The 13,009-nt window shown below is 67.4% G+C and carries 13 protein-coding genes; 8 read left to right on the forward strand and 5 right to left on the reverse strand.

Annotated elements, in window-relative coordinates; all coding sequences use genetic code 11:
- Nucleotides 1-3: 3 nt before the first annotated feature.
- From RT97_RS29635 to RT97_RS29645, 3 genes are all read left to right on the forward strand, one after another.
- Nucleotides 4-642 (forward strand): DUF3299 domain-containing protein, encoded by a 639-nt coding sequence (locus RT97_RS29635; RefSeq protein ID WP_042582443.1) that lies wholly within the window; start codon nucleotides 4-6, stop codon nucleotides 640-642.
- 212 nt (nucleotides 643-854) lie between these two features.
- A complete protein-coding gene (locus tag RT97_RS29640) occupies nucleotides 855-1,376 on the forward strand; it encodes a CHAP domain-containing protein (RefSeq protein ID WP_042582444.1) in 522 nt (173 codons plus the stop codon).
- 157 nt (nucleotides 1,377-1,533) lie between these two features.
- A complete protein-coding gene (locus RT97_RS29645; RefSeq protein ID WP_042582445.1) occupies nucleotides 1,534-3,564 on the forward strand; it encodes a DUF3300 domain-containing protein in 2,031 nt (676 codons plus the stop codon).
- Between the two features lie 21 nt (nucleotides 3,565-3,585).
- Here RT97_RS29645 and RT97_RS29650 read toward each other — a convergent pair whose 3' ends face one another.
- Nucleotides 3,586-4,854: a glutamate carboxypeptidase gene (locus RT97_RS29650; protein WP_042582446.1), complete on the reverse strand. Its 1,269-nt coding sequence runs from the start codon at nucleotides 4,852-4,854 to the stop codon at nucleotides 3,586-3,588.
- A 365-nt stretch (nucleotides 4,855-5,219) separates the two neighbouring features.
- Between RT97_RS29650 and RT97_RS29655 the strand changes: the two genes are divergently transcribed.
- From RT97_RS29655 to RT97_RS29665, 3 genes are all read left to right on the forward strand, one after another.
- Nucleotides 5,220-5,570 (forward strand): hypothetical protein, encoded by a 351-nt coding sequence (locus RT97_RS29655; protein WP_042582447.1) that lies wholly within the window; start codon nucleotides 5,220-5,222, stop codon nucleotides 5,568-5,570.
- A gap of 100 nt (nucleotides 5,571-5,670) precedes the next feature.
- Nucleotides 5,671-6,081 carry an immunity 70 family protein gene (locus RT97_RS29660; RefSeq protein ID WP_042582448.1) on the forward strand — a complete coding sequence of 137 codons (411 nt, stop codon included), beginning with the start codon at nucleotides 5,671-5,673 and terminating at the stop codon, nucleotides 6,079-6,081.
- A gap of 143 nt (nucleotides 6,082-6,224) precedes the next feature.
- Nucleotides 6,225-7,352 carry a sensor histidine kinase gene (locus RT97_RS29665; protein ID WP_042582449.1) on the forward strand — a complete coding sequence of 376 codons (1,128 nt, stop codon included), beginning with the start codon at nucleotides 6,225-6,227 and terminating at the stop codon, nucleotides 7,350-7,352.
- Between the two features lie 73 nt (nucleotides 7,353-7,425).
- On the opposite strand, the gene RT97_RS29670 is transcribed toward RT97_RS29665, so the two are convergent.
- The 3 genes from RT97_RS29670 to RT97_RS29680 form a co-directional block, all read right to left on the reverse strand.
- Nucleotides 7,426-8,625 carry an MFS transporter gene (locus tag RT97_RS29670; RefSeq protein ID WP_042582450.1) on the reverse strand — a complete coding sequence of 400 codons (1,200 nt, stop codon included), beginning with the start codon at nucleotides 8,623-8,625 and terminating at the stop codon, nucleotides 7,426-7,428.
- A gap of 298 nt (nucleotides 8,626-8,923) precedes the next feature.
- Entirely contained in the window at nucleotides 8,924-9,331 is a 408-nt protein-coding gene (locus RT97_RS29675; RefSeq protein WP_080898479.1) for a hypothetical protein, read from the reverse strand.
- A 102-nt stretch (nucleotides 9,332-9,433) separates the two neighbouring features.
- Nucleotides 9,434-9,727 (reverse strand): hypothetical protein, encoded by a 294-nt coding sequence (locus RT97_RS29680; RefSeq protein ID WP_042582451.1) that lies wholly within the window; start codon nucleotides 9,725-9,727, stop codon nucleotides 9,434-9,436.
- A 190-nt stretch (nucleotides 9,728-9,917) separates the two neighbouring features.
- On the opposite strand from RT97_RS29680, the gene RT97_RS29685 reads away from it, so the two are divergent.
- Entirely contained in the window at nucleotides 9,918-10,883 is a 966-nt protein-coding gene (locus RT97_RS29685; RefSeq protein WP_042582452.1) for a GlxA family transcriptional regulator, read from the forward strand.
- Nucleotides 10,884-10,905: 22 nt separating this feature from the next.
- Here RT97_RS29685 and RT97_RS29690 read toward each other — a convergent pair whose 3' ends face one another.
- Nucleotides 10,906-11,613, reverse strand: a complete 708-nt coding sequence (locus RT97_RS29690) for a helix-turn-helix domain-containing protein (RefSeq protein ID WP_042582453.1) — start codon at nucleotides 11,611-11,613, stop codon at nucleotides 10,906-10,908.
- 204 nt (nucleotides 11,614-11,817) lie between these two features.
- Here RT97_RS29690 and RT97_RS29695 point away from each other — a divergent pair, with 204 nt between their 5' ends.
- The gene (locus tag RT97_RS29695; RefSeq protein ID WP_042582454.1) at nucleotides 11,818-12,978 is read left to right on the forward strand and encodes an NAD(P)/FAD-dependent oxidoreductase; all 1,161 of its coding nucleotides are present in this window, start codon (nucleotides 11,818-11,820) and stop codon (nucleotides 12,976-12,978) included.
- Nucleotides 12,979-13,009 lie beyond the last annotated feature (31 nt).

Consider the following 13,009-nt stretch of genomic DNA (forward strand, 5'->3'; position numbering starts at 1 on the left):
ACCATGCGCATCGCAAAGAAGACTTTCACGATCAACGCTTTCCACCGCCTTTCGTTGCTGCTGGCCGGCGCCGGCCTCGCAGCCATGGCATGGGCTGCAGAGCCCGCGCCCAAGGACACCACGGCATCGAACCCGCTCGGCGGCAAGGCCGCTGCGCCCGCCGTTGCCAAGGGCACGCCGGGCCAGCCGCGCCAGATCACCTGGGAAGAGCTGGTGCCCAAGGACTGGGACCCGGCCAAGGACTTCAAGGGCATGGACCTGAGCGCGCTGGACGACGGCGACCCGCGCGCCAACGAGATGCTCATGAAGATGCAGGAGGTGTCCAACAACGCCCCCACCAACCCCGCGATGAACGGCGCCGAGATCAAGATCCCCGGCTTCATCGTGCCGCTCGAAGAGGCCAAGGGCGAGGTCACCGAGTTCCTGCTCGTGCCCTACTTCGGCGCCTGCATCCACACGCCGCCGCCGCCGGCCAACCAGATCCTTCACGTCATTCCGCAGAAGGGCGCCAAGTTCCGCGCAATGGACACCGTGTGGGTCACCGGCAAGCTGCAGACCCAGCGCAACGATTCGATGATGGGCGTGAGCGGCTACCACGTGAGCGCCAGCAGCGTCACCAAGTACTCGGGCGGCGCCAAGTAGCCCTTTTCTGCAGGTCGCAAGACCTCGCCCCCGCCACCGGCACAGGCCGGATGGCTTAGCCGCCGGCCGTGCCTACAACGCACGGCGGCGCCGCATCCCGCGTTCGATGGATGCGCGGCGCGCCCTCCGCGCCTAGATTGGCAAGCGTCGTCCTGGATGGAGATGGCGCCGCCACCTCCACAGGCACCGCAATCACTGCCGGAGGAACAGCCATGAAGGAACTCATCGACCAGATGCTGGAAATCGCGCGCACCGAAATCGGCACGCGCGAAGCGGCCGTCAACAACACGGGCGCGCGCATCGTCGAATACCAGGGCGCCACCTGGCTCGCGCCCGGCGCGTGGCCATGGTGCGCGGCCTTCACCGCATGGGTCATGCGCGAGTGGCTGGAGAACGAGGCCGTGCGCGAGGCGCTGCACCTGGATTCGTTCTCGCTCGCCGACAAGTGGCGCTGCCGCGATGCCAGCGCATTCGGCTGGGAGAAATGGGCGCGCCAGCGCAACCTGCAGGTGCTCGACGAAACACAGAAGGCCCGCGCGGGCGACTTCGTGGTGTTCGACTTCTCGCACATCGGCATCGTCACCGACGACCAGCCGCTCGCAAGCCGCAAGCTCGCCACCATCGAGGGCAACACCAACGGCAAGGGCGAACGCGACAGCGTGACGGGCGATGGCGTGTGGGTGAAAGAACGCGTGCCGACCCTGGCCAAGAGCTACATCCGCATCTTCAACTGACCGGGCTCCCTCGCCTGTTGTGGGCCATGCCCGACACGGGCAGCAGCGCGCGGACGACACAGACGGTTGCATCACCGGCGCAGGGTAGGTCATCGCAGACCGTCAGGGACCGTTGAGAGAGTCGGGCGTGACGTCGGCGCCTTGATGGAACTCCCAGATGAATACCCAACGTCCCCCCCGCACCCTGCCCCGATTGCTCGCAGTGTCGCTGTGCGTCGGCGCCCTCGCGCTCGCCGGTTGCGACAAGGCCGCGCCGCCGAGCCCCGCTGCGGCCGCCGACCCGGCCATCTCGATCCCGCCGCCCACGGTGCCGCAAGCACCTGCGGCTGCGCCCGCAGCACCGGTGCCGGTCGCGTACACGCCGCCCTCGGCCGAGCAGCTCTACCAGCTGGTCGCTCCCATTGCGCTCTACCCCGACAAGCTGGTCGCGCAGATCCTCGCGGGCGCGACCTACCCCGAGCAGATCACCGCCGCGCACGACTGGCTCGGCCAGAACAGGTCGCTCAAGGCCGGCCCGCTCGCCGATGCAGCCAACCAGCAGCCGTGGGACCCGAGCGTGAAGTCGCTCACCGCATTCCGCCCCGTGCTCGACCAGCTCGCGCGCAACATCGCGTGGACCGAATCGCTCGGCAAGGCCTACTACAACGACCCGGCCGACGTGATGAACGCGATCCAGGTCATGCGGCAGCGCGCATCGGCCGCGGGCCGCTTGAAGAACAACAACCGGCTGCGGGTCGCGAGCGCCGCCGCGCCGCGCGACTACGTGCCCGCGCCGGACATGCAGCCGGTGTACGGCGGCCCCGCCATCATCGAGCCGCCGCAGCAGCTGATCACCATCGAGCCCGTGCAGCCCGACGTGGTGTACGTGCCCAGCTACGACCCGCAGGCGATCTACGGCGAGCCCGTGGCCGTGTATCCCGGCTATGCCTATGCGCCACCACCCGTGGAAGTCGCGCCCGGCTACAGCCGCGGGCAGGTCGCCGCAGCCGGCGCGCTGGCGTTCGGCACGGGCGTGATCGTCGGTGCAGCGCTGGAGCGCCACGGCTGGGGCTGGAACTCGTGGAACATGAACTGGGGCGCGCCGCGCGACCGCAGGAATGCCCGCGATCGGGATCGCGACCGCGTCGCGCAGCCGGCCTTCGCGCGGCCCGCGGTGATCTACAACAACAGCACGTACATCTCGCGCTCGACCACGGTGGTCAACAACAACGTGCGGAACGTCTACAACAACGATCGTGGCGACCGCAACGGCGGGCCGCGTGGCTTGCCGCCCGGCGCGCCGCCGCCCAACTTTGCGCAGCAGCAAGCGCAGTTCGCGCAACAGCAACGTGCGCAGCAGCAGGCTCAACAGCAGCAACAGCAACAACAAGCGCAGCAGTTGCAGGCCCAGCAAGCCCAGCAGCAGCAACAGGCACGGCAGGAGCAGTTGCAGCAGCGCCAGCAGGACCAGGCCCGGCGCCAGCAAGCACAGCAAGCACAGCAAGCACAGCAAGCACAGCAGGCACAGCAAGCACAGCAGGCACAGCAACAGGCCCAGCAGCAGGCGCGCGCCGCCAACCAGCAACCGCAACCGCAGCAGCAGCAGCAGGCCCGGCTCCAGCAGCAACAACAGCAGGAGCAGCTGCGGCGCCAGCAGATGGAACAGCAACAGCAGGCACGCACCGCGAGCCAGCAGGCCCAGCAACAGCAGCAGCGCGCGCTGCAGGACCGGCAGCGCCAGCAGCAGCAATCGCAACAGGCTCAACAAGCCCAGCAGGACCAGTCACGGCGCCAGCAGATGCAGCAGCAACAGCAACAACAGGCGCAGCAGCAAGCCCGCGCGGCCCAGCAGCAACAGGCCCAGCAACAGCAGATACAGCGGCAGCAGGCGCAGCAGCAGCAACGCCAGCAGCAGGCCCAGAACGAGGCCCGGCAACAGCAGGAGCAGGCGCGCCGCCAGCAACAACAGCAGATGCAGCAGCAGGCCCAGGCCGCCCGCGCGCAACAGCAACAGGCGATGCAACAACAGCAGCAGCAACGCCAGCAGCAGATGCAGCAACAGCAGCAAGCCCACCAGGCGCAGCAAGCCCAGATGCGCCAGCAGCAACAGCAACAACAGGCGCAGCAGCAAGCTGCTGCGGCCGCAGCCCGCCAACAGCCGGGTGGCCGGCCGGGCGGTCGACCCGGCGATCCACGCCAGCAGCCCTGAGGCCGGCGGCGCTGGCGCCGTTTACTGCTTGCCGATCTCGGTCAGCAGGCGCGTGACGAGGTAGATGCGCGGCACGATCGAGTCGACCTCTATGTACTCGTCGCGTGCGTGGTAGCCGAAGCCCGCGAGGCCGAAGCTCTCGACCACTGTTGCCTTGCCCGAGCGGCCCGCAAAGCCCGCGTCGGTGCCGCCGCCGGTCATCGGCGTGAGCGCGAGCTCGCGGTCGATTTCCTTGTAGATCGCTTGCGCCTGCTCGGCCAATGCACGGCCCTTCGCGCCCGCCACGAACGCCGGGCGGCCAACCTCGACCTTCACCGTCGTCTCCGTGTCGGGAATCAGCTTGCCGCTCGCGATCTTCGCCTGCAGCACTTCGTTGAGCTTCTTCTCGGCGCCCGGCTGCGTGATGCGAATGTCGCCCAGCGCCTGCGCCTTCTCGGTGATCTGGTTAATCGGGCCGGTGGCCCGCGCCACGGTCCAGTTGAGCGTTACGCCCGGGATGTCCTTGGCGAGGTCCTTGGTCTGCAGCATCTGGTACGACAACTCGTACAGCGCGTTGCGGCCCAGCTCGGGTGCGGCACCCGCGTGGGCCGCGCGGCCCTTTACCTCCATCGTGGCCTGCGCGATGCCTGCCGCACCCAGCAGCAGCGACTCGCCCTTGGCCACCGACTTGGCCGCCGTCGGTTCGAACGACAGCACCGTGTCGTGCAGGTCGGCGGTGGTGGCGATGAGTTCGCCCGAGCCCACCGAGCCCACTTCTTCGTCGGGGTTCACGAGCACGGTGAGCGTGTCGTAGTCGCGCCAGCCCGCATCGGCCAGGATCTTGAGCGACGCCAGCATCACCGCGATGCCGCCCTTGTCGTCGGCGATGCCGGGGCCGTAGATGCGGTTGCCGTCCACCTTGTAGGGCTGGCTGCCGAGGATGCCGGCCGCATACACCGTGTCCATGTGGCCCTGCAGCATGATCTTGCGCTTGCCCGTGCCCTTGAGCGTGCCGATCACGATGTCGGCGCCCGCGCCGGCCGTGGCCTTGCGGCGCTCCGTCTTGAAGCCCGCGGCCTTCAGGCGACGCTCGATCACATCGGCCATCTTGAGGAGGCCCTCGACGTTGAGGCTGCCCGATTCGATCTGCACCATCTCCTTCAGGTTGTCGATCACGGCGGGCTGCGCCTTCTCTGCGGCAGCGAGCAGCTTCGCGTCGGGCGCGGCCTGCGCGGCGGCGGCGCCAAGTGCGAGGCCGCAGGCCAGTGCGACAGAGCGCAGGGCGAAGAAGGACGAGGAGCGCTTGGTCATGATGGTTCTCTTTTCTCGAAGTGAATGGCGGGCGACAGCATAGCGAGGGGATGGAATTGCGCAGCGCAAATCGGCGACAGCGCGATGACTTGACGGGCGTTGTCCGGAACGCGTACATTGCCCTCGCCTCGTGAAGAGCGAGGCCGGGTTTAGCAGCCCGCCGACACCCTGCGACGAAAGCCGCAGTTACACCGCACAGGGTCTGCGGCTTTTTCGTTCGTGCTCCTTTTTAGGCGGCTCGAATGGGAGGGCGCGAGCCCTGCCGGTGTCCGCAAGGGTGTCCCGGTCTGCTAACCCGTTCGGGCCGCCGCCTTCGTTTAGCAGCGTGGGCGTCAGTCATCGCAAATCGACACCCTTGGAGGCCCATGGCCAAATCTTCAAATGCGAGCACCGACACCCGTTGCTCTTGCGCGTCTTCTTCTCTTCCCACGGTCCAGTTCAAGCCCTTCGAATGGGTTCAGCGCGAAGGACTCGACGTTTCGCGGCAACGCCACGCCTCGTTCCTGAACGACGCACGCGACGTGGTGCAAGGCACGCAGACGCTGGCCCAGTTGCTCAGTTGGGATGAAGACCGGCGCGATGCCACTTCCAGCGACGCGGGCCCGCCCCCGCTCCTGGACGCCTGCCAGCGCGAGGCATTGCAGCGGCTTCTTGCGGTATCGCTGGGCCTGCTGCACGCGCAGATAGAAGCGCAGTGCGATGCATTGACGCCGTAGTTCGGCTGTCTATTGGCCATCCGGCTCCAAGGCAGAATCCGCTGCAACAGCAGTCATGCAAGGCGACGCACCGGGCGGCGCCCATTCACCAGGAGCGCCGATGGCAGTGGGATTGACGGTAGGTTCGATCACGAACGAACTCGGTGCGCCGTCGTTCGTTCACTCGTTCTTCTCGACCATCAGCGCGCACTGCGAGCCCGACGGTTGGGGCAGCCAATTCCCGCACCTGATGAACGAGCTCTACCAGGGACGCCTGCCTCATGGAAACGCCCTGCTCGCGCTGGGCGAACTGCGGCTGGCCAAAGCCACGCTGAGCAAACTGCCTCCTTCGGCCGTGGTGTGGGACATCGAGAACCGCGAGGTCAGGCCTCCGTGGGGCAACAACATCGCATCGCACATCACGAGCCTGGGCAACTACTTCGTGACGAGCAGCGGGCGCGACGTGTTCGATGTTCTGGAACGGGCGCTTGCAGCTTCTGCCGAAGAGCGGCGAGATGCCGTCCTGCAGTGACAGCCGTCATCTCCGCATGACGCTTGCCCGCCCCGACATCGAGCCCCCTGAATTTCGCCGATCTCGGACCAGTTAAAGGGCGTCGCGATGGCCCTGGCGTACGATGGGTTGCGGTCCACCCCGGACATGCAAGGACCATTTCCATGCGCCTGGCGGACTTCATCGACGCGAACGTCGAACCCATTCTTTCGGCCGCCGAGGCATTTGCCGCGACCATGCTGCCCGCTGCATCGCACCTGGATGCGGTCGCGCTGCGCGATCACATGCCCATGATCCTCACGGCGGTGGCGAAGGACCTGCGCTCCGCACAGACACGCAGTGAGCGACTGGCGAAATCGCTCGGCCAGCAGCCGCGCATCCACGGCGCGCCGGAAACTGCCGCGCAGATCCACGCGCTGCTGAGGGCCAAGGCAGGGTTCGACATTTCGCAGCTCGTGGCCGAATACCGGGCGCTGCGGGCGTCCGTCCTCAGCCTGTGGTTCGAGGGCGGCAAGGCGGGCGATGCGGACACGCAGGAAGACCTGATCCGCTTCAACGAGGCCATCGACCAGGCCGTCGCGGAGTCGGTGGCCTACTTCACTGCCGAGATGGACCGGTGGCGTCACGTCTTCCTTGGCGTGCTCGGACACGACCTGCGCGGCCCGCTCAACTCCATCCTTCTCACCGCCGAACTGCTCTCGAAGATGACGACCGAAGCGCCACTGGAGCGGCACACCGTGCGCCTGATCCAGAGCGGAAAGCGAATGAAGACGCTGCTGGACGATCTGCTCGACTTCAGCCGCGCTTCGCTCGGCCTGGGCCTGGGCATCCACCGCACCACGATCGACCTTACGAGCGTCTGCATCGAAGAGGTCGAGCTGCTTCGCACCGCCCTGCCCGACGCCGAGATCGGTTTCCGCTCGGAGGGAGAAACCACCGGCAGCTTCGACGGGTCTCGCGTGCGCGAGGCGCTGGGCAACCTGGTCAGCAACGCCGCGCGCTACGGGACGAAGCAAACGGCGATCGACGTGGCGCTCGTCGGCGACGATCGCCAGGTGCGGCTGTCGGTGTCGAACGCCGGGGAGTCCATCCCCACGGAGAACATGCAGGCGCTGTTCGAGCCGTTGCGAAGAGGACGCCCGTCGGACGAACTTGCAGAGACGGCCAACCTCGGCCTCGGGCTGTTCATCGTGAAGGAGATCGCCAGGGCGCACGCCGGCGAGATCACGGTGACTTCTTCGAGCGGCACCACCGTCTTCACGCTGGTGCTGCCGCAATCGGCGCCCGATTAGCCTCTACGGCCACGAGGCGCCGGGCAGTGGAAGAAGCGCGGATGCGCTCCTCCGACGCAGACAGGCCGTGCCGCTATTCGCTGCGACCGAGCCGCAAGGAAGGCAGCAGGCACAGGGCCGCGCAGGTCGCACCGGCCCCCACCAGAAAGGCCGCAGTGATGCCGAACCACTGGATCGCGAAGCCGACCACAGGCCCGGTCACGCCCATCGCGATATCGGCGAAGGCGATGAAGTTGCCCACCGCGCGGCCGCGCTGCTCCGGCGGAACGGAGCGGGTCGCGAGCACGCCCATCGCAGGGAACACCAGCGAGAAGCCCAGGCCGGTGAGCGTCGCGCCCAGCATGGCCATGCCCGGCGCGGGAGCGCACCAGATGAGCAGTTGCCCGATGGCCTCGAAGACCAATGAGCCGATGGCAACGCGCGTGGCGCCGAAGCGGTCCGGCAGGCCCGAGCCGACCAGGCGCACGAGCACGTAGGCGGTGCCGAAGCCGATCAGCGCCGTGCCGGCATGCGGCCAGCCGTGCGCGGCGTAGTCGAGCGTGAGGAATGCGGCCATCGCAGCATAGGGCACGGTCGCCAGCGCGAGCACGAGGCCTGGCCGCCAGATCAGCCCGAGCACGCGGTGGAACGCCACGCGCTGCCCATTGGCACCGGGAACGCCCGGCAGGCGCAGCGCGATGGCCCAGGCGAGCATCGGCGTGAGCACCGTCACCGCGCCGACGCCGACGAAGCCATGCGCCGCCTGCACGGCCAGCCCGAGCGATGCACCGAGCCCGAGCGCCGCGTAGATCGCAATGCCCGTCCACGACATGACCTTGCCGGTGCGCGCGGGGCCCACGCGGGCGATGCCCCAGCTCATGAGGCCGGTGAGGAACAGGCTCTCGCCAAGGCCCGCCACCAGCCGGCCGAGCACCAGCACGGCGAGCTTTGCGGCGGGATCAATGGGCAGCACGCTCGACAGGCCATAGGCCAGCCCCGAGCAGGCGGTGAGCGGAAGCCCGAGCAGCACGGCGGCGCGGGGCCCGCGCTGGTCGCAGAGCGTGCCCGCCCGATGGCGGGTGAGCAAGGTGGCCAGCGACTGCAGGCCGATGGTCCAGCCCACGGCGGCCGCGCCGAACCCCAGGTGGTCGCGCACCTCGAGGGCGAGCGCCGCCAGGGGCGCGCTGATTGCAAGGAATCCGAGGAAGACCGCCAGCACCACCGGGGCGAGCCCCGTGAAAACGGATGCGGTTTCGAGCGGGCGAACGGAAGCAGATGAGAAGAGTGATGTCATGCCAATACGCGTCTTTATGGATCGAGATATTCCCTGCTGGGATCCTCTCGACAAAGGACGCGTTGGATGACGGTAACGCCTACGACAGAGCCGCGGGGGCGCTGCGGCGGCGACTATAACTTCGTCGATTCGAGGCGGTCAATACCCTTTTGCAATGCCGGGCGTCTGTCCGTGTGGCTTCACCTTTGCAGGCAACGATGCATGGGCGGTTGTCGTTGCTTGGCTTTCAGCAGCGCGTGCTTCGAAGACCTCGGCATCGATGTGCCCGCTCGATTCCGCCTGCCAATGGCGAGCAGGTTCACTGCCCCTGCTGCATGCCCTGCAACTGACGAAGCGGATTCAGAGGCCCGAGCGGAATCAACTCGAAGCGCATGAGACGGGCCCGGCCGAGCGGCAGGTTCTCGAGCATCTCGCGCGCGGCGTCAATGGACGTCATGTTCAGGATGAACGCGACGCCGGTGCGGTCTTGCAGCGAGAACCACTGATCGATCCTGCCGTCCAGGTAAAGCGCGACCGTCTCGCGAACCTCGGACGGAAGGATCGCGCGAAGCACCGTCGGGTCTGAACCGGCCTGCACGGTCCCGATCGCGAGGATGCGTGTGGTGGGCACCGGTGGATAGGCGGGCTGCGCATGCCCGTCGGCCACGAAGCCCAGGCCGAAAAAGAGAGCGAGCACATGAAGGAGTGCGGCGAGCGCAGCTTTCATTTCAGGCCTCCTCGATCGGGCAACGCCGTGGCGACGATACGCAGGACGTGCAGGTCGGGCGTGAGCTTCATCATGGGCGGCCTCTCATGCTTGCTCGTCCGGCTACTTTCCCTGAAGAAGGAGCCCCAGCGGCGCAAGCGGGCCGACAGACATCAGCTCGTACTGCGCGAAGCCGCCGCTGGTGAGCGGCAGCGCATCCACAGTTGCCTGGGCTTGCTCCACGGAATCGACGTTCATCAGAAAGATCACGCCGGGCTTGTCCTTGCGGTACCAGAACTGTTCGATCCTGCCGTCCAGATAGAGCTGAAGCGTGTCGGGAACTTCCCTGGACATGACCTGCTGGCGCTCTTCCGGCGAGAGCTGCTTGACGATGGAACCGATGGCGAGAACTTTCATGACTGAACCCCTTGTGCAATGTCGTTGCGTTGTTGAGAGGCCCCGAGATTAGGCGCGCCGTCCGAAAACAGGAACGGTCGCAAACGACAACTTTGCCGTCATTCCCGCCAAACCGGAAAACGGGGAATTCGTACCCGATTTCAATCCCGAACTGGCATAGTCGGTGGTCGTTTGCTCCCAGCGCAGTGCCATGAAAATCCTTGTCCTTGCCCTCGACAGCGTGTTCGACACGGGCCTCACCGTAATGCTCGATGCGCTCAAGCTCGCCAACAGATTCGCGGCCATGCAGACGGGCGGCGCGCTCACTTTCGACGTGTCGATCGTGGGCATGCGAAAGAAGGTCCGCTCCGGGCAAGGGCTGGCAATTCCCGTGCAGGCGATCGCATCGAACGTGAAGCCCGACTGGGTCGTTGTTCCGGCGCTGAACACCTCCACGCCGGAGCTGCTCGTCCCGGCGCTCGGCCGGCGCGACGTGAACGAGGCCAAGCAGCAGCTTCGCATCTGGCATGCGCAAGGCGCGCACATCGCCGCGTCGTGCATCGGCACCTTCCTGCTGGCCGAGACCGGGCTGCTCGATGGCGGGGAAGCGACCACCACGTGGTGGCTCGGCCCGCTGTTCCGCCAGCGCTATCCGAAGGTGGCGCTCGACGAGTCGCGCATGCTCGTGCCCTCGGGCCGGATCGTCACGGCGGGCGCGGCCATGGGGCACCTCGATCTGGCGCTCTGGCTGATCCACAAGGCGAGCCCGGAGCTGGCGGCCATGGTTTCGCGCTACTTGCTGGCGGACCTGCGGTCTTCGCAGGCGCCGTACATCGTTCCGAGCCACCTCGCACAGGCGGACCCCGCCATCCAACGCTTCGAGCGATGGGCGCGAGACCACCTGAAGGAAGGCTTCTCGCTCGATGAAGCGGCGAGCGCGCTGGCGACGAGCCCGCGCACGTTGCAACGCCGTTGCCAGGCGGTGCTGGGCAAATCGCCGCTCGCCTACTTCCAGGATTTGCGCGTCGAACGCGCGAGATCGCTTGTCCACGGCAGCGACATGGACCTCGATGCGATCGCCGCCGAGGTCGGCTACGTCGACGGGTCCACATTGGGAACCCTGTTGCGCGACCGCCTGGGGCGCGGCGTTCGCGAGCTGCGCGCAGACCTGCGCTGAGGAATGGCTCGGCAGCGCGCCTTCAGCCCTTGCTGTGCCCCGTTTTCTTCGCCGCCGCCTTGCGCGCCGGCTTGAACACAGGCGCCTCGCGCGCCGACTTCATGTGCCCGCTCTCCCCCGAGGTCACCCCGACGATCTTCGCGAGTTGCCGGCTCACGCTCACATACGCATGGCCGATGCTGCTGTCGTAGTAGAGCGAATCGCCGCGCGCCAGGTGCACCACTTCGCCGGTGTCGAAATGCACCTCGATCTCGCCCGAGAGCACATAGGCGAACTCTTCGCCCGGATGCCGCGCGAAGTCTTCCGGGCCGTTGATGCGGCGCGCATGCACCGTGCCGACGACGGGGCTCATCTGCTTTCCGGCGGCCGTGGTGCCGAGGAACTCGTAGGCGAACGACAGGCCTCGGTAGACCACGCCCTTGCCCGAGCGCGTGACCACGGGCCCGTCGAACTGCGCGGGCTTGACGCCGGCGCCCGCGAACATCGCGTTCATGTCCATCTCGAGCGCACGGCCCAGCGCGGCGAAGTTTTCGTAGCCCAGCGCAAGCTGGCCGCGCTCGGCGCGCGAGATGGTGGTGATCGACACGCCCGAACGCTCGGCCAGCTGCGCCAGCGTCCAGCCGAAGCGCTTGCGCGCGGTGCGCAGGCGATGACCGAAAGTGGTGCGGTCCAGCGTGGGCGCCTCGTCCTTCGGCTTCGTCCCGGGCTTGGTCCCTGTGTGTGGATTCACGCTTGGCTTTCTCTTTGTGGTGCATGGCGATTCTGCCAGCGGGGCAGCACGCCATCCATGGCAACCCGGATGACGCAGGCGCGGAAGTTGCGTATACGCAAATTGCATTGACGCAAATTTCACCGATGAGGTGCACCATGGTTTCCCCTTGGTGCGCTTCAAATAATTTGCGTATCCGCAAATTTCTTCCTACACTTTTCGGCGATGACATCCAGTACTAAAGCGCCCACAGTGGCCGACTACCTCGTGATCGGCGGCGGCATTGCCGGGGCTTCGGTGGCCCACTGGCTCGCGCCGCATGCCCGCGTGATCCTGCTCGAACGCGAAGCCCAGCCGGGCTATCACTCCACCGGCCGCTCGGCCGCACTCTTCATGGAAAGCTACGGCACGCCGCAGGTGCGCGCCCTCACCATGGCGAGCCGCGCGTTTCTTCAACACCCGCCCGAAGGCTTTTCGGAGCACCCGCTGCTCACGCCGCGCGGCGCGCTGATGGTCGGCGGCACGGCGCAACTCGGGGAGCTCGATGCCCACTGGGATGTGCTGCGCGCCATGGACACGGGCGCCAGGCGCCTGAGCAGCGAAGAAGCGCTCGCGATGGTGCCCGCCCTGCGGCCCGAACAGGTGGCCGGCGGGGTGTACGAGCCCGACGCGGCCGACATGGACGTGCACGCCATCCACCAGGGCTACCTGCGCGGCATGCGCCGTGCGGGCGGCCAGTTGGTGTGCGATGCGGGCGTGACGGCCATGGAGCGCATCGGCGAGCGCTGGCGCGTGACGGCCGGCGGCAATGTCTACGAAGCGCCGGTGGTGCTCAACGCGGCGGGCGCATGGGTCGATGCCATCGCGAAGCTCGCGGGCGTGCAGCCCCTGGGCATCGAGCCGCGCCGCCGCTCGGCCTTCATCTTCGCGCCGCCGGAAGGCCAGAGCGTCGCGCACTGGCCGATGGTCTTCGGCGCCGACGAAGGCTGGTACATCAAGCCCGACGCCGGCATGCTGCTCGGCTCGCCGGCCAATGCCGATCCGGTCGATCCGCAGGACGTGCAGCCCGAAGAGCTGGACATCGCCATCGCCATCCACCGCATCGAGGAGGCGACCACGCTCGCCATCCGCCGCCCCACGCGCACCTGGGCGGGCCTGCGCTCCTTCGTGGCCGATGGCGACTTGGTCGGCGGCTTCGAGCCCGATGCGCCCGGCTTCTTCTGGGTCGCGGCGCAGGGCGGCTACGGCATCCAGACCTCGGCGGCGATGGGCGAAGCCTGCGCCGCGCTGGCACGCGGCCTGCCGCTGCCCGAGCGCATCGCAGGCTTCGGACTCACGGCAGAAATGCTCGGGCCGCAACGGCTGCGCGTGACCGCGGCCGCCTGACAAGAGCACTCCCCACAACAACCCGAGAGAC

The organism is Variovorax paradoxus (genome assembly GCF_000834655.1).
Taxonomy (GTDB): domain Bacteria; phylum Pseudomonadota; class Gammaproteobacteria; order Burkholderiales; family Burkholderiaceae_C; genus Variovorax; species Variovorax paradoxus_F.